The sequence below is a fragment of the Paraburkholderia hiiakae genome, assembly GCF_904848665.1.
Lineage (GTDB): Bacteria > Pseudomonadota > Gammaproteobacteria > Burkholderiales > Burkholderiaceae > Paraburkholderia > Paraburkholderia hiiakae.
In genome coordinates this window covers 37,510-61,775 of record NZ_CAJHCQ010000018.1, presented here as the reverse complement: position 1 = coordinate 61,775, position 24,266 = coordinate 37,510, and the positions used below count along the sequence as shown (strand labels likewise).

Below are 24,266 nucleotides of genomic sequence, written 5' to 3'. Positions count from 1 at the left end.
GAGCTGATCGTTCCGTCGCGTGGGCGGCGGTCTACTGGCGCGTGAGGTGCGCGTCGTCGGGAATCACAGCCGTCGCTTCGATTTCCACTTTCGCGTCGTCTTCCATGAGCGCAACCACCTGAACCGCGCTCATCGCGATGTCGTAGTCGCCGATCAGCTCGCGAAACGCGGCACCGATTTCCTTCAGCGATGCCAGGTACTCCTGCTTGTCGGTGACGTACCAGGTTATGCGCACGAGGTGCTCGGGCTTGCCGCCCGCTGTTTCGAGCACAGCGACGATATTGCGCAGCGCCTGCACGGCCTGTGCGCCGAATTCGCGGCTCGTGAAGCGCGCGTTCTCGTCCCAGCCGATCTGCCCGGCGATATAGACCTGAGTGCCGGAAGCGGCGACGCCGTTGGCATAACCGCGCGGCTTGACCCAGCCTGCGGGAAGAAGGGCTTGTTTCATGTTTCGTCCGGTTCCGTAGAGAGCGTCGCGAAGCGTTCGCTTACGCGGCGTTGTAGGCTTTGAGCAAGTCGCGTCCGACGATCAGCTGTTGCACTTCCGTCGCGCCTTCGTAAATGCGCAGCGAGCGAATCTCGCGATAGAGCGATTCGACGATATTGCCGCTCTGGACGCCCATGCCGCCCCAAAGCTGCACGGCAGCATCGATCACCTGCTGCGCCCCTTCGCTTGCATGCCACTTCGCCATGGCGGCTTCGCGCGTCACGCTTTCGCCCTGGTCGCGCAGCCACGCCGCGCGATAGACGAGCAGGGCGCTGCTATCTATGGTGAGCGCCATTTGCGCGAGCTTTGCCTGGGTCAACTGAAAATCGCCTAGCGTCTGGCCGAACATCTTGCGCGAAGCGGCGCGTGCGAGCCCTTCGGCCATCGCGCGGCGCGCGAAGCCCAGCGAAGCCGCGGCGACCGACGTGCGGAAAATATCGAGCGTGCGCATGGCGATCTTGAAGCCTTCGCCCGGTGCGCCGAGCATCTGGCTGCGCTTCACACGCGCGCCGCTGAAGCGCAGGCGCGCGAGCGGGTGCGGCGCGATCACGTCGATACGTTCGGCGATTTCGAGCCCGGGCGTGTCGGCATCGACCACGAACGCGCTGATGCCGCGTGCGCCCGGCGCTTCGCCGGTGCGGGCGAACACTACGTAGAAGTCGGCGATGCCGCCGTTCGAGATCCACGTTTTTTCGCCGTCGAGCACGTAGTCGTCGCCTTCAGCGCGTGCGGCGAGCGCCATCGCGGCGACGTCGGAGCCCGCCTCCGGCTCGGAGAGCGCGAACGCGGCGATCGCTTCGCCGCGCGCCACGCGCGGCAGATAGCGCGACTTCTGCGCATCGTTGCCAGCCAGCGAGATGGCGCCGGAGCCGAGGCCCTGCATGGCGAGCGCGAAATCGGCGAGGCCCGAGTGCTTCGCGAGCGTTTCTCGCAGCAGGCAGACGGCTCGCGTATCGATGGTGTCGCCGTGGCCGCCGTAAGCGGTACCGCCCACGCCGTAGCGCAACCAGCCGGCAGCGCCTAGCTTGCGCACGAGCGCGCGGCAGGTTGCATCGACATCGTCGTGCGGCACGTGCGCGAGATGCTCACGCGACCACGTTTCGATTCCCGCGGCAAGCGCACGATGGCGATGTTCGAAGAACGGCCACGCAAGCGCGTCGTGGAGATTGGTGTTAGCTTCTGCGTTCAATTCAGTCCCCTTCGAAAACCGGACGCGTCTTCGCCGCGAACGCCTCATAGGCGCGGCCGAAATCGCGTGTGGCCATGCAGATCGCCTGCGCCTGTGCTTCGGACTCGATGGCCTCGTCGATGCTCATTGTCCATTCCTGATGCAGCATCGTCTTGGTCATGCCGTGCGCGAAGGTCGGGCCGCAAGCGAGATCGGCGGCGAGCTTCTGCGCATCGGCGAGCAGCGCTTCGGGCTCGCAAATCCGGTTGTAGAAACCCCACGCGTGGCCTTCTTCTGCGCTTGCGGAGCGGCCCGTATAGAGCAGTTCGGCGGCGCGACCCTGACCAATGATGCGCGGCAGGATCGCGCACGCGCCCATGTCGCAGCCCGCGAGCCCCACGCGCGTGAAGAGAAACGCGAGCTTGCTACGCGCCGTGGCGTAGCGCATGTCGGAGGCCATGGCGAGAATGGCGCCCGCGCCGGCGCATACGCCATCCACGGCGGCAATGATCGGCTGCGGGCAGTGGCGCATGGCTTTCACGAGGTCGCCGGTCATGCGCGTAAACATCAGCAGTTCGGGCATCGGCAGATCGACGAGCGGCGCGATAATGTCGTGCACGTCGCCGCCCGAGCAGAAGTTCTCGCCCGCGCCATGCAGCACGATGGCCTTCACATCGGTCGCATAGGCAAGCTGACGAAACAGATCGCGTAGTTCTGCATACGATTCGAACGTGAGCGGATTCTTGCGCTCGGGGCGGTTGAGCGTGATGGTCGCCACGCGGCCTTGTACCGACCAGCCGAAGTGTTGCGCCTCATAACCGGCAAGCGTCACACGATTGCCCGCGATGAGCGCTTCGGCGCTGGAACGTGTCGTCAAGATATGTCTCCCGGATCTTTGCAATTGCAGTGGCTTCAGCCTTCCAGGCCGTTGCGCAGATGTTGTTTGAGCTTGCCGAGCCGCTCATGCATCTTCGACTTTTCGTCGAGCGAGAGGCCGCCGAACAATTCGACCACCCATTGTTCGTGGGCGGCCGCCATGCGGCCGAAGAGGGCGCGGCCCTCGGCCGTGAGGCGTACCACGAAGGCGCGCCGGTCGTCGGGCGCCACATCGCGCACGACGAGGCCTTCCTTTTCGAGCTGATCGGTAATGCCCGTGACGTTGCCGCCCGTCACCATGAGGCGTCGCGAGAGTTCCGTCATGCGCAGGCCTTCAGGGTGGCGCTCGAGCTGCGCCATCAGGTCGAAGCGCGGCAGCGTCGTATCGAACTCGACGCGCAGGCGGCGCCGCAACTCGGCTTGCACGAGATTCGTCGTGGTAAGCAGGCGCAGCCACAGGCGCAGGCCCATGTGGCTGTCGGCGCCCGTACTCATTTCCATGTCGACGACATTCTCGGCCGGCTTTTCAACGCCCTTGCGCGGCGCTTTCGTTGCAACTTTCGTTGCAGCCTTCGCGGTGGCGTTCTTGCGCGTGGATGCGGGCGCTGTCATGTGATTTCTCCACCGGAAACGGAGATGGACTGGCCCGTGATCGCCGACGATCCGGGGGCGCAGAGCCACAGCACCGCGTTCGCGACTTCTTCCGGCGTGACGAAACGTTGCTGCGGGTTGTGGCGCACGAGGATGCTGCGTGCCTCGGCTTCGCTGCGCGAGGTCTTGCGCGTAATCTGCTCGAGCGATGCCTGCAACAGTTCCGTTTCCGTGTAACCGGGGCACACGGCGTTCACGGTCACGCCTTGCGTGGCGACTTCGAGCGCGAGCGCGCGCGTCATGCCGATCACGCCGTGTTTCGAGGCACAGTAGGCGGCTACGTACGGGTAGCCAACCTGACCCGCTGTGCTCGCAACGTTGACGATGCGCCCGGCCTTGCGCGCGAGCATGGCGGGCAGGACTGCGCGCGTGCAGAGGAAGGCGCCGGTGAGATTCACGTCGAGCATGCGTTTCCAAAGCGCGAGGTCGGTTTGCGCGAATGGCGCGGCCTGGGCCTGGCCCGCGTTGTTCACCAGGATATCGATGGCGCCGAGCGTTTCGGCCGCGCGCGCGAACGCGGCATTCACGACGTCTTCGTCGGTGATATCCACGCTCACGCAAGCTACGTTCTCGCCGCCACCGAGCGCGGTACGCTGGGCGTCGAGCCGCGCAGCGTCGCGGCCCATTAGCGTGACGCGCGCGCCGGCCTGCAGGAGCGCGGCGGCCGTCGCCGCGCCGATGCCACTGCCGCCGCCGGTCACGACTGCATGATGATCGTTGAGGATTGCCTGGTTCATGCTCACACGGTTCCTTCGGCGCGTTGCGCACGCTCCATCGGCGAGAGTCCGGCCGCCGCTGCTGCGGCCGCGCGTTCGCGCTCGATATTGCGTTCGAGTTGCGTTTTGGCCGCTGTGTACTGATTCGGCCACTTGATGTCGAGGTAGCCGATGCGTGCGGCTTCGGTGAGCGTCCACGACGGATTGGCGAGATGCGGCCGCGCCACCGCGCACAGGTCGGCGCGCCCGGCCGCGATGATGCCGTTCACGTGATCCGCTTCGGAAATGGCGCCCACGGCGATCGTCGCGATGCCTGCTTCATTGCGGATACGGTCGGCAAACGGCGTCTGAAACATGCGGCCGAAGACGGGCTTTTCTTCCTTGCTCACCTGACCCGACGAAACGTCGATCATGTCCGCGCCTGCCGCCTTGAACGCACGCGCGATCTCGATGGCGTCGTCGGGCGTGTTGCCGCCTTCCACCCAGTCGTGTGCCGAGACGCGCACGGAAATCGGTTTGTCCTCTGGCCACACCGCGCGAATCGCGTTGAAAACCTCGAGCGGATAACGCAGACGATTTTCGAGCGAGCCGCCGTATTCGTCAGTGCGCTGATTCGTGAGCGGCGAGAGGAAGCTCGAAAGCAGATAGCCGTGCGCGCAGTGCAATTCGAGCCAGTCGAAGCCCGCTTCGTCCGCCATTTGCGTGGCGTGCACGAATTGCGCCTCGATCTCGCGCAGTTCCTCCTTGCTCGCTTCGTGCGACCACTGGCTCACGCCGCGCAAATATTGCTGCGGCGAAGCGGAGACGAGCGGCCAGTTGCCAGTGTCGAGCGGCTGGTCGATGCCTTCCCATGCCACGCGCGTCGAGCCCTTGGCGCCGGAATGGCCGAGCTGCATGCCGATTTTCGCGTCCGAGTTCGTATGCACGAAATCGACGATGCGCTTCCACGCCTGCAAATGCTCGGGCGCATACATGCCGGGGCAGGCGGGCGTGATGCGAGCCTCGGGCGAGACGCAGGTCATCTCGGTCATGACGAGCGCGGCGCCACCCATCGCGCGCGCGCCGAGATGCATGAGGTGATAGTCGCCGGCTACGCCGTCATGCGCGGAGTATTGGGCCATCGGCGAGACGACCACGCGATTTTTCAACGTCACGCCACGCACCGTATACGGCGTGAACATAGGCGGCACCGCACGCGCCTCGCCACCCGCGCGCTGCGCGAGCCATGCTTCGAAACCGGCCAGATAACCCGCGTCGCGCTCGCGCAGATTTTCATGCGAGATGCGCTGCGAGCGCGTGAGCAGCGAATAAGCGAACTGCTCCGGATCGAACTTCGCGTAACGGTCCACGTGCTCGAACCACTCAGTGGAATTGCGCGCGGCGTTCTGAATGCGCAGGACATCCACGCTGCGCACGTTCGTGTAGTGCGTGAGCGCCGCGCGCAGATCGGCGGGATGTTCGTCCATGCTGTTGGCGAGTTCGATCGCGTCTTCGAGCGCGAGCTTCGTGCCCGAGCCGATCGAGAAGTGTGCGGTGTGCGCCGCGTCGCCCATCAGCACGACGGGCGTTTCCTTGCCGTCGGCCGCGGTTTTCCAGTGCACCCATTCGCGATTGACCACGCGCGGAAAGCGGATCCATTGCGACGAGCCGCGCAGATGCGACGCGTTCGAGCGCAGCGCGTGGCCGTCGAGATAGCGCGCAAACAGCTTTTCGCAGAACGCGATGCTGTCTTCCTTGCTCATGGTCTCGAGGCCGGCTGCGCGCCACACGTGATCGGGCGTTTCGACGATGAACGTCGAAGTGTTGTCGTCAAAGCGGTAGGCGTGCGCCTGGAACCAGCCCCATTCGGTTTCTTCGAACGCGAACGTGAAGGCGTCGAAGAGCTTCGACGTGCCGAGCCACACGAAGCGGCAGTCGCGCATGTCGATATCGGGCTGATACGTGGCGGCGTACTTCTGGCGCGTGGCGCTGTTCAGGCCGTCGCTCGCGATGATGAGATCGGCGTTGGTCACGTCGTCGTCGGTGATCTGCGATTCGAACACGAGCTTTACGCCGAGCGCTTCGCAGCGCGCCTGCAGGATGTTGAGCAGACGCTTGCGGCCAATGCCGCAGAAGCCGTGGCCCGACGAGCGGATCGCACTGCCGCGCAGGTGAATCTCGATGTCGTCCCAATGGTTGAAGGCGTCGAGAATTTCGTCCGCGCTTTCGGGGTCGGCCGCGCGCAGGTTGCCCAGCGTCTGGTCCGAGAACACGACGCCCCAGCCAAACGTGTCGTACGGGCGGTTCCGTTCGATCACGGTGATTTCGTAGCTCGGGTGACGGCGCTTCATCAAGAGGCCGAAATAGAGGCCTGCCGGCCCGCCGCCAATGCAAACAATGCGCATGCTCGCTCCTTCGTTCGATCTGCAAGCACAATGTAGGTCTAATTGCTTTAGGTGTCAAGTAATTTGCCGCGTTTTACCGGTGGGGGCGGGATGACCCTGGGCGCGAGCGCGAAACATCTGAATTTTTCCGGAACCCTTGGCACGCCCCGGCGTCAATTCCCCATGACGCAGGCAAAGGGACCAAGCAGGCTTTCGCGCGCCTTTCCGCGAGGTGCGCAATGTCGCAGACGTGACACCGGAGGATGTGGCACCAGAAAAGGGCGGACGCTGGCTCGATGTGCATGGCGCGCACCGTCCGGGCGTGCGCGCGCGACTGCGTGGACGCGTCAAGCGCGTGGAATGCTTGCCACGGGTTACGCAGTCCCATTTCGTGTGGAGTTGGCATTAAATTCGCATTGTGAGGCGGCGCTGCGTCGCAGCCTTTTACGGAACCCTTTCATGCGTAGCGCGTGCGGCCAAGAATCGATCAGGAATCCTTACAAAAAGATCAATAAAGCTGACAGCTTCATCGAGTCGAGGTCGCGCACCCCTTCAATCGTAATCTTCGACACGAACGGGAGTCGTCACCAATGAGTCAGACAGCGAAGCGATCGATCGAAATCGACTTTTTCCGGGGTTTCGCATTGATTTCCATCGCGCTCGATCACATTCCTTCCAGCGTGCTTTCGCACGCGATGTTGCACAATTTTGCGTTCTGCGACTCCGCGGAAGTTTTCGTGTTCGTGAGTGGGTATGTATGCGCAGCGAGTTGGCTCGCCATTGCCGGGCGCAAGGGAGAGGGCGCGGCCAACCGCCGCTTCTGGCGCCGCGGGCGCGAGATCTACGCCGCCTATCTATGCACGGCAGCGCTTATGCTGCTTTCGGGCGCCGCCGCGGTCATGCTGCGCGTGGATTCGCCACTGGTCGCCGAGTCGGGTTATCTGCGCTTCGCCGCGCAACCGTTCACGATGCTCGCCAATATCGCCGTCTTTCGCGATCAGCCCTATCTGGCCGGTGTGCTGCCCATGTACATCGTGCTCGTAACGCTCTTGCCGTTCGTGATGCCACTTGCGCGCCGCTCGCCCGATCTCGTGCTCGTCGGTAGCTTCGCGCTGTGGTTCGGCGGGTGCTGGCTCGTCGGTTATTTGCCTACCGCGCCCGGCGCCATATGGCCCTTCAACCCGTTTGCCTGGCAGGCCATGTTCATGCTGGGCCTGCTGTGTCGCATCTATCCCGTGTCGCGCGCGTTTCAGGTCTCGTGGACGGGCCGTGCCTTGACAGCGTTCGCGCTGGTGCTCGTTGCCACGTTCGCGTTCATTCAGTTGTTCGCCGATCTGGACCCTCAGCCGGGCTACATGAAGCAGAACCTCGCGAGCGTGCGTATCGTGAGCTTCGCCGCCGTGGCCTGGCTCGCCGCCCAGGCGGTGCGTAAAGGCTGGATAGCGTGGCTCGCGCAGCGGCTGCCTGCCGTCGTCACCGTGGGGCAGCAAGGCCTCGTGTGTTTCGTGGGTGGCGCGGTGGCTTCGAACGTCATCGACACGCTGCTGCGTGCAACGCATGTCACGGCTTCATTGCCGGCACGGCTCGCGGGCGATGTGCTTGCGGTCGGCGCGTTGATCGTGCTCGCGGGTGGCGTGCGGCGCTTGAAAGCGGTACGGCCGCGCGTCGCGCTTACGTGAAGCGCAACGGCGAACGTTCAAAGGCGGGAATATGCGGGAGGCCTTTGATGCATGCGTTGCGCAACCCGCTCACGCGTTGCCGAGTTCGCGCACGTCCGTAGCAGGCACCGATCCGAATGCATCGCTCAACGCATAGTCGATCAATTGCTGCGCGGCCGCTTCGGGCGTGGACAGCAAACCGTTCTGCTTGAGTTGTTCGAAGCGCTCGCGCATCGGGAACTGGTCGACGCTCGTCGCGCGGATCGTCTCCTGCATGCCGGTGTCGATCACGCCCGGCGCGATGCTGCAAATGCGCACGCCGGCTGGCGCGTCGAGCGCGACGGCGCGCGCGTGATGGTCGAGCGCGGCCTTGGTCGCGCAGTACACGCTCCAGCCCGGATACGCGTTGCGCGCGGCGCCGCTCGAAACGTGCACGATGCGGCGCGACGCATTCGCGCTCAGGGCGTGCGTGGCGGCGAGCGCATTCGCGAGCATCAACGGTGCTGCCACATTGAGCGTCACGGCACGAGCAATGGCGAGCGCGTCCTGTGCGCCGAGCGGCGCGATGGGCTCGACGGTGCCCGCGTTGTTGAAAAGCACCACGCATTGCGCGCCGAGCGCAAACGTGTTCAGCGTGTCGCCGGCCAGCCAGCGCTCGAGCGCGGCGGGGTCGGCGAGATCCACGACAGCTTGAGTGAAGTGCGCGGCATGGAGCGAAGCCAGTTCCTCGTGCGCGCCGCGGCCAAGGCCGAGCACTTCGATGTTCCGTTGCAGCAGTTGTTGCGCAAGCGCCGCACCCAACCCGCGCGTATGGCCGGTAACGATGGCGCGAATGGCAGAACGGGGGGCGGATGTCGAAATCGTCATGGTTTCGTGATGAAAAAAAAGGATGCGATCCTTGCGCGCGCAAGGTGTCGGCACATGAAATTCGTGGGATTTTGCCGCGCGCCGCATGGATTCGCGGCGTGGCGCGGCGCACGATGGCGGACTCAAAACCGGCCGTGGCAAGTGATTGCCAGGTTGGGTCGGCCGCGTTTTCGGTATCATAGCGTCCGGTTCCATATGGAAGAGATCTGGACGTGAAAGCCGCATCGCAACAACGCCGTACCCTGAGCTTCAAGGAAGGTCTTCTTGAGATCAAGAAGAACATGGGGGGCGGCTCAGGCCAGCCCGCCGAAGAACAGGCGCAAAAATCGCAAGGCAAGCCCGCTCACAAGGGCGCGAAGGGCCATGGCGGCTCGCACGCCCCGAAGGGCCCGCGTGGTCCGAGAGACGGTTCTGCGGCTGCGGGCGCAGCCGGCGGCAAGGACGAGCGCGCGCGCTCGCGCCACGGCCGCCCTCAGGGCGCGCGAGCGCAGGAGCAGAATCAAGGAGAGCCGGGGCAGCGCGCCCAGCAGCCTCGCCGCCCGCAGCAGCCGAAGCCGGCTCGCGGGCCGGAGGCGGGTGCTTCCGCGCAGCAGCGCCGCCGTCCGGCGCGTCCCCAGCAGCAGCCGGCGGCGAATCTGAGCGAGGCCGAAAAGGCGCGCATCGAGCGCAACCGCCAGCTCAACACGGTCTGGAACGTGTTTGCGAAGCACTATCCGGCTTTCCGCGACCGTTTGCCGCTCAAGATCGGCGTGGCAGAGGATCTCGTTGCGCGGCACCCCGAGTACGAACGCACGATGATCGTCGCCGTGCTCAAGCGCCACGTGAACCACCCGCGCTATCACGAGCGTGTGGCCGCGGGCGGCTCGCGCTACGAACTCGACGGCACGGCCTCGGAAGGCCCGGGCATCGACCCGTCGCACGTCGGCCGCGCGAATGCGGCGCTTGCGCGTCAGAAGGCCAAGGCCGAAGCGCAAGCCAAGGCGCGCGACGAGGGCAAGGCGCAGCCCGATGCCAAGCCCGAAGTGAAGGCTGAGGCGAAGACCGAAACCGCGCCCCAGTCCGAAGCCCCGAGCGCAGAACCGCAAGCCGCGTCGGACGTGCCGGAAGCAGTGGTTCAGCAACCGGAAAACGGCGAGACGCCCGCAACCGGCGCCTAAGCCCACGCACAGGAATCTTCCTGGCCGAAACGACCCTCTCGCGGCTGCGCCGCGCGAGGGTTTTTGCGCATCTGGCGAGCCACTGCGCGGCTGGAAGGGGACGCTGCCGATCGCTGTGTGCGCAACGTTTGGCGCACACGCCGGCCTTTATCGCAATCTCGGTGCGTATAGTCGATCCCGCGCAAGTTCGACTCAGCGAAGCAGGAAGCGGTTTTAGCGCGCGCTGCCCGAAGCGGCGACGTCTTGTACGGCAGCCTGTGCGGAGGCGGCCGACGCCGCGGCGGGTGCAGCGGCAGGCGTGGATGCGCCGATCGCAGTTGAAGCCGCCGAAGCCGCAAGTCCGGCGCTTGCGGGTGCATCGCTTGCGGCTGGCGCGCTAGCGGTATCGAGCACCCTGCTGAACTCCACGGCGCGCGTGCGGATCTTTTCCGCATAGGCCTTCGAGCCGCCGTAATTCTTCATCGCGGCGTTGAGGTCGCCGCCGGCGGACCGCTGGTAGCCATAGAGGATCGACGAGCCGACGTCGATGTTGACCTCGGGGTCGGTGAGGTCCTTGTTGTGAAGGATATTGCGATGCGCTGATGGCACGACCTGCATGAGTCCGGTCGCGCCGTTCGCGCCGTGCGCCTTCTCGCGAAAGCGCGACTCGATCGAGATGATGGCGAGCAGCACGGCAGGCGGAAGTGAATACTTCTCAGCAGCGCCCGTGACGGCTTGCGAAATTAGCGCGGCCTTTTCTTTCGCGATACCGAACTTTTGCGTGAGGTATTTCGAAACGGCGCTGGAAACGGCGGGTGAGCTTGCGGGAGCAACCTCGCTCGCAGCCGATGCGCTGACAATGTCGCTAGCGGGCGCCTGCTGCTGCGCCTGCGCGGCCGCGGTTTGCACGAGGCCCGGCAACAGGGCGAGCAGGCAGAGTAACTGCCTCATGGCCGGTGCATAGGGGAAAAAAGAAGGCGCAAGTATAACCGGCCCCGATTAATGAGGCCGGCTGCGTGTCATCTCGTTTTCACATTCCTGACCGGCGTCACGACCGGGTGTCGCGCCCGGCGCGGCTTTAGGCCCAGTTCAGACCGAGTTCAGGCCTTCTGCACCGAAGCCTTCCAGATTTCGTCGATGCTCGCGGCGAGAACGGCGTCGAACTCGGCATCGCTCATCGACTTCGTGAGGTCGTTGATGAGCGCGCGCGAAAAGCTTGCAATCATTCGATGGTTCTTCGCGAGACGTACACATGCGTCGGTGCGCGAATAGCCGCCGGAGAGCGCCACCACGCGCACCACGCGCGGATGTTCGATGAGCGGCAGATAGAAGTCGGGCGTATCGGGAATCGTGAGCTTGATCATCACGTTCTGGGAGGCCGGCAGCGCATCTAGCCCTTTGAGCAGTTCGTCGCGCAATAGCTTCTCGGCCTTGGCCTTGTCGGGGGCCTTGATCGAGACTTCGGGCTCGAGAATCGGCACAAGTCCGTGCGCGGATATCTGCGCACCGAATGCGAACTGCTGCGCAGCGATCGAAGCGATGCCCGAAGATGAGGCATGCTCGATCACGGAGCGCATCTTGGTGCCGAAAATGCCGGCTTTCGCCGCGCGTTCGAGCAGGGCGTCGAGGCCCGGAATCGGCTTCATGAGACGCACGCCGTCGGCCTCGGCGTCCAGCCCCTTGTCGACCTTGAGGAAGGGCACAACGCCGCGATCGTTCCAGAGGAAGGCGGGCACCGGCTTGCCTTGCGCCTGGCCATCCATGGTCGCTTCGAAGAGGATCGCGCCAATCACCTTGTCGCCCGAGAACGCGGGCGCGCTGATGATGCGCACGCGCATTTCGTGCATCAGACGGAACATTTCGGCGTCGCCGCTATACGCGCTTTCGGGGATGCCGTACTGGCGCAGCGCGCCAGGGGTCGAGCCGCCACTCTGGTCCAGCGCGGCGATGAAGCCTGGTTTTTCGCGCATCTGCGCAAGCATTTGCTCGTTTGCCATCGTCGTGTCTCCCGCATTTGGGGCGCCCTTGCGGGCGCGGTTACTCGAATCCGGTCGCTGGCTGCTGCGACGAGTGTACTTGTACCGCAGAGTGGCGTCTTCGCCATTATGTGGGCTCGGTCGCCCAGCCGCACTGAAGAAGGGAAACGGTGAACGGCAGCAATTGCGATGCCAGGGGATAAAACGCGGCAAGCGCCGTCACACGATCACTTGCGCCTGCGCGCTGCGGTCGTTCGCGAGTAGCGCCGAGAGCTTGCGCAGCGCGGCCTGCAATTGCTCGCGGCCACCCGTCGCGCCCAGCGAAATGCGGATCGCGTTCGCGGTTTCCAGGCCTTGCTGGAATGCCGTGGAGGGCGCGACGGCGAGACCCTCGGTGCTCGCGGCGACGGCCAGTTCGCGAGCCTGCCAGTAGCGCGGTAGCGTGTACCAGAGGTGGATCCCCGCGCCCGCCGACGATCCCAACGCGTGCGCCGCAATGCGCTGGCGCTCGCGCGCCTCGGCCTTCACATCGGCAAAGATTTGCTCGGCTACGCCTTCTTCGATCCAGTGCGTGGCGAGCGAGTTGGTGAGCGGCGCGGCCATGAGCGAGAACGTGCGCAGCGCGCTCACGAGGCGCGCATGCGCTGCTTCATCGGGCAGGGCGAGATAGGCCGTGCGCAAACCGGGCGAGAGCGTTTTGGACAGCGTCGCGAGATAGCAGACCTGAGCGGGCGCGATGCGCGCAAGCGGTGGGGGCGCATCGAGCGCGAAGCGCCAATAAGGATCGTCTTCGATGATGCGCGCGCCGCAGCGCTGCGCCACCCGCACGATCTCCAGGCGGCGGCCCTCCGGCATGGTCGCCGTGGTCGGGTTCTGCAGCGTGGGGTTCAGGTAGATGAGCCGTACCGCGTGCTCGCGGCAAGCCGCTTCCAGCGCGTCGGGCCGCATGCCGTAGGCATCGACGGCAATGGGCTCGATACGGCGTCCCAGTTGCGCCGCCGCGTGCGGCAGGCCCGGGTAGAGCAGCGGCTCGGCGACGATGACGTCGCCGGGCTGCGTGAAGGCGAGGATGAGCGCGGCAAGCGCCGCCTGCGCGCCGGGACAGACCACCACGCGCTCGGGTGCAACCGGGCCGAGCATGGGCTGCAGCCACTTCGCGCCCGCTTGCCAGTCGGCGCGGCCGCCGCCGCCCATGTGGTAGGTCATGAGTAGATCGGCGTCGCTGCGTACCAGCACGCGCGCCATGCCCTCGCGCAGCAGCGCGTTCATGTCGAGGCCAACGGGCGCGGGCGGGATGTTCATGCTGAGGTCCACGCGTTGCAGCAATTCGGCGCGCGGTGCGGCGATGAACGTGCCAAGCGGCCCGCGTGCCTCGATCAGCCCGCGCCGCCGGGCTTCGTTGAAGCCGCGCGTGACGGTGGTCAGATCGACCGAAAGCAGGGTGGCGAGACTGCGTTGCGCGGGCACGCGCTCGCCGGGGCGCAGCGTGCCTTGCGCCACCGCAGCTTCGATGAAATCGGCGAGCCGCACGTAGCGCGGGCCGTTGCCGGGCTGCATCGCCGTGGCCCACGCATTGACCTCGACGGCGCTTTCGGCAGGGTGGTCGTGTGTCATTCTGTCGCGGATGTATGCGTGATGTCTTACTCTAGCATGCGTGCATGAAGCGCGTAAATCCATACATATAGGCTATGTATGGCTTCTGTAGCGGCCCTCCACGGCCGCTCGTGCGGCAGCAGAGTGAGCACGTATGGATGGGTTTGCGCGAACGTCAACCTTGGAACCAGACATGCGCAATCCAGACCCTCGCTCGGGGCGGGCCGCTACGGCCGGCCCGCCTTCTTCACCACGTCCCCCTTTTATTGCGCGCTTCCTGCGGCGCGCCTCTCTCTTCGCGGCGGCGGCACCGCTCGTCCTGCTCAGCGGCTGCAACATGGCGCTGCTCGCCCCGAAAGGCGACATTGGCGTGCAGGAGAAGAACCTGATTCTGATCGCGCTCGGGCTAATGCTGCTCGTCGTGATTCCCGTGATCGTGCTCACGCTGTGGTTCGCCTGGCGCTATCGCGCTTCCAACGCGAACGCGACCTACGCGCCGCGCTGGTCACATTCCACCGTCATCGAAGTGGTGGTGTGGACGATTCCCTGCGTGATCGTGCTCACGCTCGCCGTGCTCATCTGGCGCACCACGCACTCGCTCGACCCGTATCGCCCAATCGAGTCGCAAACGAAGCCGGTGCGTGTGGACGTGGTCGCGCTCAACTGGAAGTGGCTTTTCATCTACCCGGATTACGGCGTGGCTTCCGTGAACCAGCTCGCGATTCCCGTGGATACGCCCGTCGAGTTCAACCTCACCGCCGAGTCGCTGATGAATTCGTTTTTCATTCCGCAACTAGGCAGTCAGGTCTACGCGATGCCGGCCATGCAGACGAAGCTGCACCTCATCGCGAACGAGCCCGGTGTGTATGCGGGCCGCTCGGCGGCCTTCAGCGGCCCGGGCTTCTCCGACATGCATTTCGAAACGCTCGCCAAGAGCCGCGCCGACTTCGACGCGTGGATCGCGCAAGCGAAGGCGTCGCCCACGATGCTGAGCCGCGCGGCCTACGAGCAACTCGCGCTACCCGGCGAAAAGACGCCGGTCACGCTCTATTCGAACGTCGCACCGGGCCTGTTCGATGGCGTGGTCGGCAAATACATGCGCGACGTGCACGGCAACCCGATTTGCGGCACGGTCCCAAGCGCCCCTGCGCTCACGCTCAACCGTAGCGCCATCCTGGCAGCGGAGTAATCACACCATGTTCGGAAAACTCACGCTCGACGCCGTTCCCTGGCACGAGCCGATCATCATGGGCACGGGCGCCGTTGTCGCGCTCGGCGGCCTCGCCTTGCTCGCCGCGATTACGATCGCGGGCAAGTGGGGTTATTTGTGGCGCGAGTGGATCACCTCGGTCGATCACAAGCGCATTGGCGTCATGTACATCATCCTCGCGGTCGTCATGCTGCTGCGCGGTTTCGCCGACGCGATCATGATGCGCGTGCAACAAGCCATCGCATATGGCGACTCGGCGGGCTATCTGCCGCCGCATCACTACGATCAGATCTTCACGGCGCACGGCGTCATCATGATCTTCTTCGTGGCCACGCCGCTCATTCTCGGCTTGATGAACGTGGTCGTGCCGCTGCAGATTGGCGCACGCGACGTGGCCTATCCGTTCGTCAACTCGCTGAGCTTCTGGCTCTCCGTGGTGGGCGCGGTGCTCGTGATGGTCTCGATGTTCGTGGGCGATTTCGCGGCCACGGGCTGGGTGGCGTATCCGCCGCTCTCGGAGCTGGGTTATAGCCCGACCGTTGGTATGGATTACTACATATGGTCACTGCAGCTATCGGGTCTCGGCACTACGCTCTCGGGCATTAACTTCATCGTCACGATCCTGCGCATGCGCGCGCCGGGCATGGACATGATGAAGATGCCGGTGTTCGTGTGGACGGCGTTCATCACCAACATCCTGATCGTCGCGGTGTTCCCGGTGCTCACCGGCACGCTCGCGCTGCTCACGATGGACCGCTATTTCGACATGCATTTCTTCACGAACGAGCTGGGCGGCAATGCGATGATGTACATCAACCTGATCTGGGTCTGGGGTCACCCGGAGGTGTATATCCTCATCCTGCCTGCGTTCGGTGCGTACTCCGAAATCATCGCGACGTTCTCGGGCAAGCCGCTATTCGGCTACAAGTCGATGGTCTATGCCACGGCGTCGATCGGAATTCTCTCGTTCTTCGTGTGGCTGCACCACTTCTTCACGATGGGCTCGGGCGCGAACGTCAATGCGTTCTTCGGCATCATGACCACCGTCATTTCGATCCCGACCGGCGTGAAGCTCTTTAACTGGCTCTTCACGATGTATCGCGGCCGCATTCGCTATCACAGCGCCACGCTCTGGACCATCGGCTTCATGGTGACGTTCGCGGTGGGCGGTATGACCGGCGTGCTGCTGGCCGTGCCGGGCGCGGACTTCGTGCTGCACAACTCGCTCTTTCTCGTCGCGCACTTTCACAACGTGATCATCGGCGGCGTGGTGTTCGGTTGCCTTGCGGGCGTGAGCTTCTGGTTCCCCAAGGTGTTTGGCTTCACGCTCAATGAGTTCTGGGGCAAGGTGTCGTTCTGGTGCTGGCTGATCGGTTACTGGCTCGCGTTCACACCGCTCTACATTCTCGGCTTCGAAGGCATGACGCGCCGCATGAACCACTATGAAGTGGCCGAGTGGCATCCGTGGCTCGTGGTGGCGCTCGTGGGCGCGGTATTCGTGGGCCTCGGCATTTTCGCGTTCATCGTGCAGATCGTGGTGAGCCTGCGCGAGCGCGAAGCGAACCGCGACGTGACCGGCGACCCATGGGACGGCCGCAGCCTCGAATGGTCGACTTCTTCGCCTGCGCCGTTCTACAACTTCGCCGTGCTGCCGGAGATCACCTCGATGGAGCAGCACTGGGACAACAAGGAAGCCGGCCGCGCCTACGTTCAGCCGCGCAAGTACGAAGACATCCACATGCCGCGCAACACGGGTGCGGGCTTCATCATCGCCGCATTCAGCCTGCTGTTCGGCTTTGCGATCGTATGGCACATGTGGCTGTTCGCGGCGGTGGGGATTGCCGGCATGATCGTCACGTTCATCGTGCGCACCTACAACCAGGATGTGGATTACTGGGTCCCGGCCGCCGAGGTCGAGCGCATGGAGAACGCGCGATTCAAGCAACTCGGCATCCAGCGTTTCGATCAATCCGAGCAAATCGAGGAGATGGCTTAAACCATGGCTCACGCTGCTACTACTCACGCCCAGGGTCATGGTCACGACGACAGCGCCAAGACCACGCTAGGCTTCTGGATCTACCTGATGAGCGATTGCCTCATCTTCGCGACGCTCTTCGCCACCTTCGGCGTGCTCGCGAATGCGACGGCAGGCGGTCCGGGCGCGAAGGATCTGTTCGAACTGCCGTACGTGCTAGGCGAAACGCTGCTGCTGCTCGCGAGCAGCGTCACGTTCGGCATGGCCATGCTGAATCTCTACGCGCAGCGGCGCGGCCGGGTGATCGTGTGGCTCGCCGTGACGTTCCTGTTCGGCGCTGGCTTCGTCGCGATGGAGTTGAACGAGTTCGCCAAGCTCATCGCCGATGGAGCGGGGCCCGGCACGAGCGCGTACCTTTCGGCGTACTTCACACTGGTCGGCACGCACGGCCTGCACGTCACGGCGGGTTTGCTGTGGATTGCGATCATGATGCACCAGACCTTCAAGTTCGGCCTGACCGGCACGGTCCGCCGCCGCCTCGCCTGCCTGAGCCTCTTTTGGCACTTTCTCGATCTCGTGTGGATCTGTGTGTTTACGTTCGTTTATCTGCGAGGTTTCCTGTGAGCCAATCCCATGCCACTCACCACGCCGTGCATGACGCGTCGCACGGCAGCCTCAAGGGCTACATGATCGGCACGGTGCTTTCGCTCGTGCTCACGCTGGCGTCTTTCGGCGTCGTGATGTTTCGAGTCGTTTCGCCGGGCGTCGGGCTGGCAGCCATCGTCGTGCTCTGCATTGCGCAACTCGTCGTGCAACTCGTGTATTTCCTGCACATCGGCGCGTCGCGCGAGCAGCGTTCGAATACGGCGATCTTTATCTGCACGGCGTTTCTGATTGCTGTGATCGTCGGCCTTTCGCTGTGGGTCATGCACAACGCGAACGTCAACATGATGCCCACGCACATCTCGATCGACCGCGCCATGGCGCACGATTGACGCCGAAGTTGCGTTGCGTCCCCAAAATGCGGGCGCTCCGGAATACGGCCGCGCGTGATCGCCAGGCACCTCGGGCACAGTGCATGCGCTATACGAAGCGTCGCGACACCCCGTCGCTTCTACTGTGGAGTGAGATCATGAACAAGGACCAGGTGAAGGGCACGGCTGAGAAGGTGAAGGGCAAGGTCAACGAGGCTGTGGGCCGCGCAACCGACAACCCGGCGCGTGAATTGAAGGGCGACATCCAGCAGGAAGCCGGCCAGGCACGCAAGAACGTCGGCGACATGAAGGAGGCCGCAAAGGATATGGCGAAGGACGTGAAGCGCCATCACTGATAAGCGATGGCTAACCCGCAGCGCCGCCGCCTCGCAAGGGGCGGCGGCGTCGTGCTGTGCGCATGTGGCTCAAGCGCGGTTCGTGTATCTCGATCGCGTGGTACGAGCCCATTGGGCATCCATCTCTACTAAAGAAAAATTACTACGGAGTGCAAATCAATAGCGAGGCGGCGTGAGACGACGTCCGCTTTCGATATGCCTTCATTTTGCGATGTGCAACAAGAGGGTAGCGGCGCGGCGAAATGTCCTCGAAACGGGTATGCTGCAGGCATCCCGTGTGTCCCGCGCGGGGCATGAACGTGGAGTTCCCGATGTCTGCCAATCCTGCCGGCGTGTCCTCCGGACTGCGTGAAGTCTGGTTGATCCGCCATGGCGAAACGCAATGGAGCCTCTCTGGGCAGCACACCGGGCGCACCGATATCGCGCTCACTGAGCACGGACGCGAGCAGGCGCGCTCGCTCGCGCCGTCGCTCGCCACACAGCGCTTCGATGCGGTGCTTTGCAGCCCGATGGCGCGGGCCATCGAGACGTGCCAGCTCGCGGGCCTCGGCGACGAGATGACGATTTCGGCCGACCTGCACGAGTGGGACTACGGGATTTACGAAGGCCTCAAGACAGCGGATATCCGCAAGACCGAACCCGACTGGAGCGTATGGCATTCGCCCATCGCGCAGGGCGAGGATCTCGCGCGCGTTCAGGCGCGCGCCGCGGCCGTGATCGATGGACTGCTGGCCCTGCGTGGCCGCGTGGCCCTCTTTTCGCACGCGCATTTCCTGCGCGCATTGGCGAGCTGCTGGATTTCCGGTTCGGCGGCGCTAGGCGAGCATCTGTATCTCGACACCGCTTCGGTGAGCGTTCTCGGTTTCGACCATGAGAGCCGCGCCATACGCCGCTGGAATGCACTCGGTGAGCGTCGAGCGCTGATGTGACGAATCCCTGACCCGCTCGCTCAGCGTAGGGAGCACGAGAGCCAATGCGCGATACGCACGCCGTCCAGTCGCGAACCCTCGGGCGTAGCGCTCCCCAGGAGGGTGACGATCACGGGCCGCCGCCCGTGCACCATCACGCGCATCACCATATTGTGGCCGGACTCGTTGATGAAGCCGGTTTTCTGCACGCTCGCGCGCACCTGCCCGTAGCGCACCAACCGATTACTGTTCACATACTGCAACTGCCCGCGGCCAGTGGACACGCGTTCCTGATGGTCGATCGAATAGCGGCGAATGAGCGGGTAGCCATTGGCCGCACGCACGAGATTCGCCAGTTCGCGAGCGGTTGAAACGTTCTGCGGCGAGAGCCCAGTCGCGTTGACGAAATGCGTGTGCGTCATGCCAAAACGCAGCGCCTTCGTGTTCATTGCCGCGACGAAAGCGGGCCGCCCGCCAGGATAGTCGCGGCTGAGTGCCGAAGCCGCACGGTTTTCCGATGACATCAGCGCAACGTGCAGCATGTTGGCGCGCGTGAGCGACGCGCCCACGCCGAGGCGCGAATCCGTGAATTTGAGCGTGTCGAGATCGGCGGTCGTGACCGAGAGCCGCTGTTGCAGGGGTGCATGAGCACTGTCGAGCCAGACGATCGCCGTCATGAGTTTCGACACCGACGCGACAGGCGCCACGGCGTCGGCATTGCGCGCGTAGAGCGGCGTGTGGGTGTTTTCGTCGACGACGTAGATCGCATGCGAAAAGAGCTGCTTGCGCGACGCCGGCGTGAAGCCGCAGCGTGCGAGCAGGCGAGGGGCGTGGGCGTCTTTGGCGCTCACTTGCGCTGCGTGTTGCGATGCCGGTAGCGGGCCGTGCCTGGGCCTCGCGCGTTTGGTACGGCGCTTCGGCCCTGAGAGGTTGGTGGAGGGCGCATCGGCATGCATCGAGCGATGTACGGGCTTCGTCTTGTGCGCGACGCTCTTTTTCTTTTTGGGTGTTGCGTGGACAGTGCTTTCTGCCGCCGTGTGATGAGCGGCCGCGTGGGCAGAAGCGGGAGCCGCGCCAGCCGCGAGGCCCGCGACAATCAGGACGAGGAGATTGGGCAGCAATCGAAGTCGGGAAGCAAAGGGCATCGACAGATGAGCTTGAACGTTGGTTTTGCGCGGGGTGCGTCGGGACTTTGGCGGCTTTATTCGAGCCACATAGGGCGATCAAGTTCCATTCCGGCTCCATAATCGTCGTTCAATGGGGCCATCGTCGTATTGAACGGGCGGCGAGCGGGCCCGGATACTCCGTGATGCCACGGGAGAACAGAGATGCTCAATCAACTCTCCGACACCTTCCTGCTCGTCTTCGCGGGGCTCTTTCCCGTCCTCAATCCGCCCGCGGCGGGCTTTATCGTGCTGAGCATGCTGCCGCGTGCGACGGCCAGCGAGCGCGCATTTCTCGCGCGCATCATCGCCATCAACAGCCTGTTCATTCTGCTCGGCTCGCTGATCATGGGCGCCTACGTGCTCTCGTTCTTTGGCATATCGATACCCGTTTTGCGGGTCGCGGGCGGGTTGGTCATTGCATTCGCGGGCTGGAACCTGCTGCACAAATCGTCCGATGGCGGGGATAGCGCAGTCGCGCAGGCGCCGCCGGATTCGGCGCGCAAAGCGACGCTGCGCGCCGCGGCGTTTTATCCGCTCACGCTGCCGGTCACCGTTGGACCAGGGTCGATTGCGGTCGCGATTGCGCTGGGCACCGGGCGGCCGCGCGGTCAGGTGCAACTCGTCAATGTCGTGGGCGTGCTGCTTGCGTTGATCGTTCTTTGCGGCTGCATTTATCTGTGCGTGCGTTTCGCGGGGCACGTGGGCAAGCGGCTCGGGCCGGTCGGTACTGAAGTGCTGATGCGGCTGCTCGCATTCGTGCTGCTGTGCATCGGCCTGCAGATTTTGTGGCTCGGGCTCGAAGAGTTGTTCGAGTCGGTGCTGCTTTCGGTGAATATCAAATAGCGCAGCGTGTGGGTGCAATCTCCATGCTGCACCGCATGAAAGGGAAAACCACGAGCCCATGACATCAGACGTCTGATGTAGATTGGAGCCCAATGTACCCAACCCACGCAATGATGCGGCAAACATGCGCCTGAGCGTCGATCAGTCGATGTGCGAGCGAATCCAGGATTCGCTGCTGGAAATGATCCGCGAGCGCTCGCTCAAACCGGGCGATCAAATCCCCCCGGAGCCCGAACTTTGCGAACTGCTGGGCGTGGGCCGCTCCAGCCTGCGGGAGGCGGTGGCGCAGATGATTTCCCACGGTCTTCTCACGCGCGTGCACGGCAAGGGGACCTTCGTCAGACAAATCACGCTCAAACTGCAGGGCGGTCTGGATGATCTGATGTCTGTGACGGACATGATACGAAGTGTTGGCGCGGTGCCTTCCACGAGCCGTTTGCAAGTGAGGACGATCGCGGCTTCCGGCAGTCTCGCGCAAAAGCTCGGCCTCGCCGAAGGCGATCCCTGCGTGCGGTTCGAACGCGTGCGTCGCGCCGACGACGCTATCGCCGCGTACTGCATCGATATCGTGCCGAAAGCGTTGCTCGAAGGGCAGGAACTAGGCGAGTCGCTGTTCGGCACGCTGGAGCGCGCGGGCGTTCGGCTCTCCCACACGCATAGTTCGATCCAGCCGACCATTCTCACCCCGCGGGATTTGCCGGAGTTGCAGGAGAGTATCGGCATGTTTCTGCTGATCGACGAAGTGGATTTCGATGAGACCGGCCGTGCGGTCTGCTACAGCAACGACTATTACAACGCCAGCATTTTCAAGTTCGATCTCGTGCGCAAACGACGTTAGGCGGCCCAGTGGCCCTTTTTCCCGACAGGAAACGTATGCACTTCGAAGCTTTCAGCTCTTCCGAACTGACCGAATATCTATTGGGTATTCCGGCCGTTTGCGCAAGGCTTGGCGACGACAGCGAATTGCAAGTCGTCGAAGTGGGCGATGGCAACCTCAACTACGTCTACTTCGTGAGCAGCGCGCGCGACCCGCGCCTGAGCGTCGTGGTGAAGCAGGCGCCGCCGTACCTGCGGCTGGTAGGCGAAGCGTGGCCCTTGCCGCGCGAGCGCATGCAGCGCGAAGTGGCGGCGTTGCGGCGCTTCGGTGCGCTCTGCCCGGAGCACGTGCCGAGCGTCTTTCACGCGGACAGTGAGAAGTTCCTCATGGTCATGCAGCGGCTCGATTCGCATCGCGTGCTGCGTGGGGGACTGATAGACGGCATCGTTTATCCGCGGCTCGCCGATCACATTTCCACCTATCTCGCCCGCACGCTGTTTCATGGCTCCGACCTCTACCTTGCGCCGGATGCAAAGAAGGCGGCGGTGGGCGGCGACATCAATACGGAATTGTGCAGGATTACCGAAGAACTCGTCTTCACGTTCCCGTTCGAAGATCATCCTTCGAACGTCTACAGCCCCGCGCTGCCCGCGACGGCAGTCGAACGGTTGCGCACGCACGAGCTGTTGCGGATCGCGGCGGGCGAGATGAAGTGGGCCTTCATGAATCATGCCGAAACGCTCGTGCACGGAGACCTCCATACGGGCTCGATCATGGCGAACGAGCACGAGACATATGTGATCGACCCCGAGTTCGCGTTCTATGGGCCGATGGGCTTTGACACGGGTGCGTTCATTGCCAACCTGCTGCTCGCGTATTACGCGCGCGACTGGCACGACCGCGAGGCGGGACGCGACCCTGCCGTATACCGGGGCTGGCTGCTCGAACAGGTCGAGGCCGTGTGGAACGCCTTCGCGCAGAAGTTCGGGCAGATCTGGCGCGCGCACGAGGACGAGGCTGGCCATGCATTCATTGGCGGCCCGGCGGGCACGCGTGCGGCTGAGGCGTTCCGCGAAGATTTCATCAGGCGACTCTTCGCCGACACGCTCGGCTTTGCAGGCTGCAAGATGATCCGCCGCATAGTCGGCATGGCGAAGGTGGCGGAGATTACCAGTATCAAGGACGAAGCGGTGCGCGCGCGGATCGAAGTGCGTTGCCTGAACCTTGCCGAAGCGTTGCTGGTGCAGCGGCGCGAGCTGGCTTCGATCGAAGCGGTCAGCGCGCTGGCCGCTCAAGTGCTCGCGGAATCGGCGTAAGCGAAAACAGGCTGCCACAATGGGTGGCCGAGCCCCGGACAACCGGCATAGACGGAGAATGTATGACGTTGCAGGCGCAACAATCGAGTCTTCCGCCCACCATCGAGTGGCGCGACGGCACCCTTTATCTGCTCGACCAGACGCGTTTGCCGCGCGAGTGCGTGGTCGAAGCCGTGGACACGGTCGAGGCGGTCTGGCGAGCGATCCACGAGCTGCGTGTTCGCGGCGCTCCCGCGATTGGTGTCGCGGCCGCCTATGGCCTGTGCGTGGCGATGCGGCGCGAGCCGTCCGATTCACGCGATACGTTCCTCGCGCGGCTCGCAGCGCACGCCGCGTATCTGGACAGCGCGCGGCCCACCGCAGTGAATCTGCGCTGGGCGCTCGAACGGATGCTTTCGCACGTGCGCGCCGAGCCGAGCGCGACGGGAACCGCACTTTACGAAGCGCTCGTTGCGGAGGCAAAGCGCATTCATGATGAGGATATCGAACTGTGTGCGCGAATCGGCGAAGCCGGGCGCGCGCTGATTGCGACCGGCAGCGGCGTGCTCACGCACTGCAATGCCGGTGCGCTGGCCACGGCGGGCATCGGTACGGCGACTGCGCCGCTCTATTGCGCGCATCGTGACGGCGTGGCGTTTCGCGTCTATGCGGACGAGACTCGGCCACTCCTGCAAGGTGCGCGGCTCACCGCCTACGAACTACAGCAGGCGGGGCTAGACGTGACGCTAATCACAGACAGCATGGCGCCCACTTTGATGGCTCAGGGGCTCATCGACCTCGTGATCGTCGGCACCGACCGCGTGGCCGCGAACGGCGACGTAGCGAACAAGATCGGCACGCTCGGCGTGGCGATCGCGGCGAAGCATTTCGGCATTCCCTTCTATGTGGCATGTCCCTCGTCCACGCTGGATCTGCGCACTGCAAGCGGCGCGGAAATCGTGATCGAGGAGCGCGGCGCTGCCGAGGTGACGCATCTCGCGGGGCAGCGCATCGCGCCCGAGGGCATTCAGGTGCGCAATCCGGCGTTCGATGTGACGCCGCATGCACTCGTTACCGGCATCGTGACGGAGCGCGGTATCGTACGCGCGCCATTCGAGGCGAGCCTCGCGGCGCTTTTTGCGACCGGAGCGGCAGCGTGAGCGGCGCAAGCGAGGGCTTTCGAGCCGGTGAGGCTGCGCAACGCGCGCGCGATGCGCGGGCGCAGGCCGAA

23 protein-coding genes are annotated in these 24,266 nt (G+C 64.2%); 12 read left to right on the top strand and 11 right to left on the bottom strand.

Annotated features, from left to right (window positions below):
* Positions 1-31: 31 nt before the first annotated feature.
* Genes JMY28_RS28375 through JMY28_RS28350 form a run of 6 tightly spaced genes read right to left on the bottom strand, consistent with a single transcriptional unit; the run spans position 32 to position 6,282 of the window.
* Positions 32-448, bottom strand: coding sequence for a RidA family protein (locus JMY28_RS28375; RefSeq protein WP_201699226.1), 417 nt, complete (start codon positions 446-448; stop codon positions 32-34).
* A gap of 40 nt (positions 449-488) precedes the next feature.
* Positions 489-1,676, bottom strand: coding sequence for an acyl-CoA dehydrogenase family protein (locus JMY28_RS28370; RefSeq protein WP_201699225.1), 1,188 nt, complete (start codon positions 1,674-1,676; stop codon positions 489-491).
* Between the two features lies 1 nt (position 1,677).
* Positions 1,678-2,532: an enoyl-CoA hydratase family protein gene (locus JMY28_RS28365; protein WP_201699224.1), complete on the bottom strand. Its 855-nt coding sequence runs from the start codon at positions 2,530-2,532 to the stop codon at positions 1,678-1,680.
* A 35-nt stretch (positions 2,533-2,567) separates the two neighbouring features.
* On the bottom strand, positions 2,568-3,143 hold the full coding sequence (locus JMY28_RS28360; protein ID WP_201699223.1) for a MarR family winged helix-turn-helix transcriptional regulator: 576 nt from the start codon (positions 3,141-3,143) through the stop codon (positions 2,568-2,570).
* Positions 3,140-3,919, bottom strand: coding sequence for an SDR family NAD(P)-dependent oxidoreductase (locus tag JMY28_RS28355; protein ID WP_201699222.1), 780 nt, complete (start codon positions 3,917-3,919; stop codon positions 3,140-3,142). The genes JMY28_RS28360 and JMY28_RS28355 overlap by 4 nt, the downstream gene beginning before the upstream one ends.
* 2 nt (positions 3,920-3,921) lie before the next feature.
* Entirely contained in the window at positions 3,922-6,282 is a 2,361-nt protein-coding gene (locus JMY28_RS28350; protein ID WP_201699221.1) for a bifunctional salicylyl-CoA 5-hydroxylase/oxidoreductase, read from the bottom strand.
* Positions 6,283-6,851: 569 nt separating this feature from the next.
* Between JMY28_RS28350 and JMY28_RS28345 the strand changes: the two genes are divergently transcribed.
* Complete coding sequence (locus JMY28_RS28345; RefSeq protein WP_201699220.1) at positions 6,852-7,940, top strand: OpgC domain-containing protein; 1,089 nt, start codon at positions 6,852-6,854, stop codon at positions 7,938-7,940.
* A 69-nt stretch (positions 7,941-8,009) separates the two neighbouring features.
* Here the strand turns inward: JMY28_RS28345 and JMY28_RS28340 are convergent, their stop codons facing one another.
* Entirely contained in the window at positions 8,010-8,786 is a 777-nt protein-coding gene (locus tag JMY28_RS28340; protein WP_201699219.1) for an SDR family oxidoreductase, read from the bottom strand.
* Positions 8,787-8,998: 212 nt separating this feature from the next.
* Between JMY28_RS28340 and JMY28_RS28335 the strand changes: the two genes are divergently transcribed.
* Positions 8,999-9,943: a ProQ/FINO family protein gene (locus tag JMY28_RS28335; RefSeq protein ID WP_201699218.1), complete on the top strand. Its 945-nt coding sequence runs from the start codon at positions 8,999-9,001 to the stop codon at positions 9,941-9,943.
* A 213-nt stretch (positions 9,944-10,156) separates the two neighbouring features.
* On the opposite strand, the gene JMY28_RS28330 is transcribed toward JMY28_RS28335, so the two are convergent.
* The 3 genes from JMY28_RS28330 to JMY28_RS28320 all read right to left on the bottom strand — a co-directional run bounded on the left by JMY28_RS28330 (position 10,157) and on the right by JMY28_RS28320 (position 13,512).
* Positions 10,157-10,873, bottom strand: a complete 717-nt coding sequence (locus JMY28_RS28330) for a transglycosylase SLT domain-containing protein (protein WP_201699217.1) — start codon at positions 10,871-10,873, stop codon at positions 10,157-10,159.
* Positions 10,874-11,022: 149 nt separating this feature from the next.
* Positions 11,023-11,919, bottom strand: coding sequence for a fructose bisphosphate aldolase (locus JMY28_RS28325; protein ID WP_201699216.1), 897 nt, complete (start codon positions 11,917-11,919; stop codon positions 11,023-11,025).
* A gap of 198 nt (positions 11,920-12,117) precedes the next feature.
* Positions 12,118-13,512, bottom strand: coding sequence for an aminotransferase-like domain-containing protein (locus JMY28_RS28320; RefSeq protein ID WP_201699215.1), 1,395 nt, complete (start codon positions 13,510-13,512; stop codon positions 12,118-12,120).
* 172 nt (positions 13,513-13,684) lie between these two features.
* Between JMY28_RS28320 and cyoA the strand changes: the two genes are divergently transcribed.
* The 6 genes from cyoA (at position 13,685) to JMY28_RS28290 (ending at position 18,935) form a co-directional block, all read left to right on the top strand.
* On the top strand, positions 13,685-14,680 hold the full coding sequence (gene cyoA, locus JMY28_RS28315; protein ID WP_201699214.1) for a ubiquinol oxidase subunit II: 996 nt from the start codon (positions 13,685-13,687) through the stop codon (positions 14,678-14,680).
* 7 nt (positions 14,681-14,687) lie between these two features.
* Complete coding sequence (cyoB, locus tag JMY28_RS28310) at positions 14,688-16,697, top strand: cytochrome o ubiquinol oxidase subunit I (protein WP_201699213.1); 2,010 nt, start codon at positions 14,688-14,690, stop codon at positions 16,695-16,697.
* A gap of 3 nt (positions 16,698-16,700) precedes the next feature.
* Positions 16,701-17,300, top strand: coding sequence for a cytochrome o ubiquinol oxidase subunit III (cyoC, locus tag JMY28_RS28305; RefSeq protein WP_201699212.1), 600 nt, complete (start codon positions 16,701-16,703; stop codon positions 17,298-17,300).
* On the top strand, positions 17,297-17,671 hold the full coding sequence (gene cyoD, locus JMY28_RS28300) for a cytochrome o ubiquinol oxidase subunit IV (RefSeq protein WP_201699211.1): 375 nt from the start codon (positions 17,297-17,299) through the stop codon (positions 17,669-17,671). Before cyoC ends, cyoD begins: the two co-directional genes overlap by 4 nt.
* Before the next feature lie 137 nt (positions 17,672-17,808).
* Positions 17,809-18,006, top strand: a complete 198-nt coding sequence (locus JMY28_RS28295) for a CsbD family protein (protein WP_201699210.1) — start codon at positions 17,809-17,811, stop codon at positions 18,004-18,006.
* A gap of 311 nt (positions 18,007-18,317) precedes the next feature.
* A complete protein-coding gene (locus JMY28_RS28290; RefSeq protein WP_201699209.1) occupies positions 18,318-18,935 on the top strand; it encodes a histidine phosphatase family protein in 618 nt (205 codons plus the stop codon).
* Between the two features lie 20 nt (positions 18,936-18,955).
* Here the strand turns inward: JMY28_RS28290 and JMY28_RS28285 are convergent, their stop codons facing one another.
* On the bottom strand, positions 18,956-20,059 hold the full coding sequence (locus JMY28_RS28285; RefSeq protein ID WP_201699208.1) for a serine hydrolase: 1,104 nt from the start codon (positions 20,057-20,059) through the stop codon (positions 18,956-18,958).
* Positions 20,060-20,242: 183 nt separating this feature from the next.
* On the opposite strand from JMY28_RS28285, the gene JMY28_RS28280 reads away from it, so the two are divergent.
* The 4 genes from JMY28_RS28280 to mtnA all read left to right on the top strand — a co-directional run bounded on the left by JMY28_RS28280 (position 20,243) and on the right by mtnA (position 24,195).
* A complete protein-coding gene (locus JMY28_RS28280) occupies positions 20,243-20,923 on the top strand; it encodes a MarC family protein (RefSeq protein WP_201699207.1) in 681 nt (226 codons plus the stop codon).
* Positions 20,924-21,047: 124 nt separating this feature from the next.
* Entirely contained in the window at positions 21,048-21,761 is a 714-nt protein-coding gene (locus tag JMY28_RS28275; RefSeq protein ID WP_158761001.1) for a GntR family transcriptional regulator, read from the top strand.
* 35 nt (positions 21,762-21,796) lie between these two features.
* The gene (gene mtnK, locus JMY28_RS28270) at positions 21,797-23,056 is read left to right on the top strand and encodes an S-methyl-5-thioribose kinase (protein ID WP_201699206.1); all 1,260 of its coding nucleotides are present in this window, start codon (positions 21,797-21,799) and stop codon (positions 23,054-23,056) included.
* 62 nt (positions 23,057-23,118) lie between these two features.
* A complete protein-coding gene (gene mtnA / locus JMY28_RS28265; RefSeq protein ID WP_201699205.1) occupies positions 23,119-24,195 on the top strand; it encodes an S-methyl-5-thioribose-1-phosphate isomerase in 1,077 nt (358 codons plus the stop codon).
* Positions 24,196-24,266: the final 71 nt, after the last annotated feature.

Coding starts and splice junctions, on each gene's coding strand:
- JMY28_RS28375 (WP_201699226.1), bottom strand. CDS start 448: ATGAAACAAGCCCTTCTTCCCGCAGGCTGGGTCAAGCCGCGCGGTTAT.
- JMY28_RS28360 (WP_201699223.1), bottom strand. CDS start 3,143: ATGACAGCGCCCGCATCCACGCGCAAGAACGCCACCGCGAAGGCTGCA.
- JMY28_RS28355 (WP_201699222.1), bottom strand. CDS start 3,919: ATGAACCAGGCAATCCTCAACGATCATCATGCAGTCGTGACCGGCGGC.
- JMY28_RS28350 (WP_201699221.1), bottom strand. CDS start 6,282: ATGCGCATTGTTTGCATTGGCGGCGGGCCGGCAGGCCTCTATTTCGGC.
- JMY28_RS28345 (WP_201699220.1), top strand. CDS start 6,852: ATGAGTCAGACAGCGAAGCGATCGATCGAAATCGACTTTTTCCGGGGT.
- JMY28_RS28340 (WP_201699219.1), bottom strand. CDS start 8,786: ATGACGATTTCGACATCCGCCCCCCGTTCTGCCATTCGCGCCATCGTT.
- JMY28_RS28330 (WP_201699217.1), bottom strand. CDS start 10,873: ATGAGGCAGTTACTCTGCCTGCTCGCCCTGTTGCCGGGCCTCGTGCAA.
- JMY28_RS28325 (WP_201699216.1), bottom strand. CDS start 11,919: ATGGCAAACGAGCAAATGCTTGCGCAGATGCGCGAAAAACCAGGCTTC.
- JMY28_RS28320 (WP_201699215.1), bottom strand. CDS start 13,512: ATGACACACGACCACCCTGCCGAAAGCGCCGTCGAGGTCAATGCGTGG.
- cyoA (WP_201699214.1), top strand. CDS start 13,685: ATGCGCAATCCAGACCCTCGCTCGGGGCGGGCCGCTACGGCCGGCCCG.
- cyoB (WP_201699213.1), top strand. CDS start 14,688: ATGTTCGGAAAACTCACGCTCGACGCCGTTCCCTGGCACGAGCCGATC.
- cyoC (WP_201699212.1), top strand. CDS start 16,701: ATGGCTCACGCTGCTACTACTCACGCCCAGGGTCATGGTCACGACGAC.
- JMY28_RS28295 (WP_201699210.1), top strand. CDS start 17,809: ATGAACAAGGACCAGGTGAAGGGCACGGCTGAGAAGGTGAAGGGCAAG.
- JMY28_RS28290 (WP_201699209.1), top strand. CDS start 18,318: ATGTCTGCCAATCCTGCCGGCGTGTCCTCCGGACTGCGTGAAGTCTGG.
- JMY28_RS28285 (WP_201699208.1), bottom strand. CDS start 20,059: ATGCCCTTTGCTTCCCGACTTCGATTGCTGCCCAATCTCCTCGTCCTG.
- JMY28_RS28280 (WP_201699207.1), top strand. CDS start 20,243: ATGCTCAATCAACTCTCCGACACCTTCCTGCTCGTCTTCGCGGGGCTC.
- JMY28_RS28275 (WP_158761001.1), top strand. CDS start 21,048: ATGCGCCTGAGCGTCGATCAGTCGATGTGCGAGCGAATCCAGGATTCG.
- mtnK (WP_201699206.1), top strand. CDS start 21,797: ATGCACTTCGAAGCTTTCAGCTCTTCCGAACTGACCGAATATCTATTG.
- mtnA (WP_201699205.1), top strand. CDS start 23,119: ATGACGTTGCAGGCGCAACAATCGAGTCTTCCGCCCACCATCGAGTGG.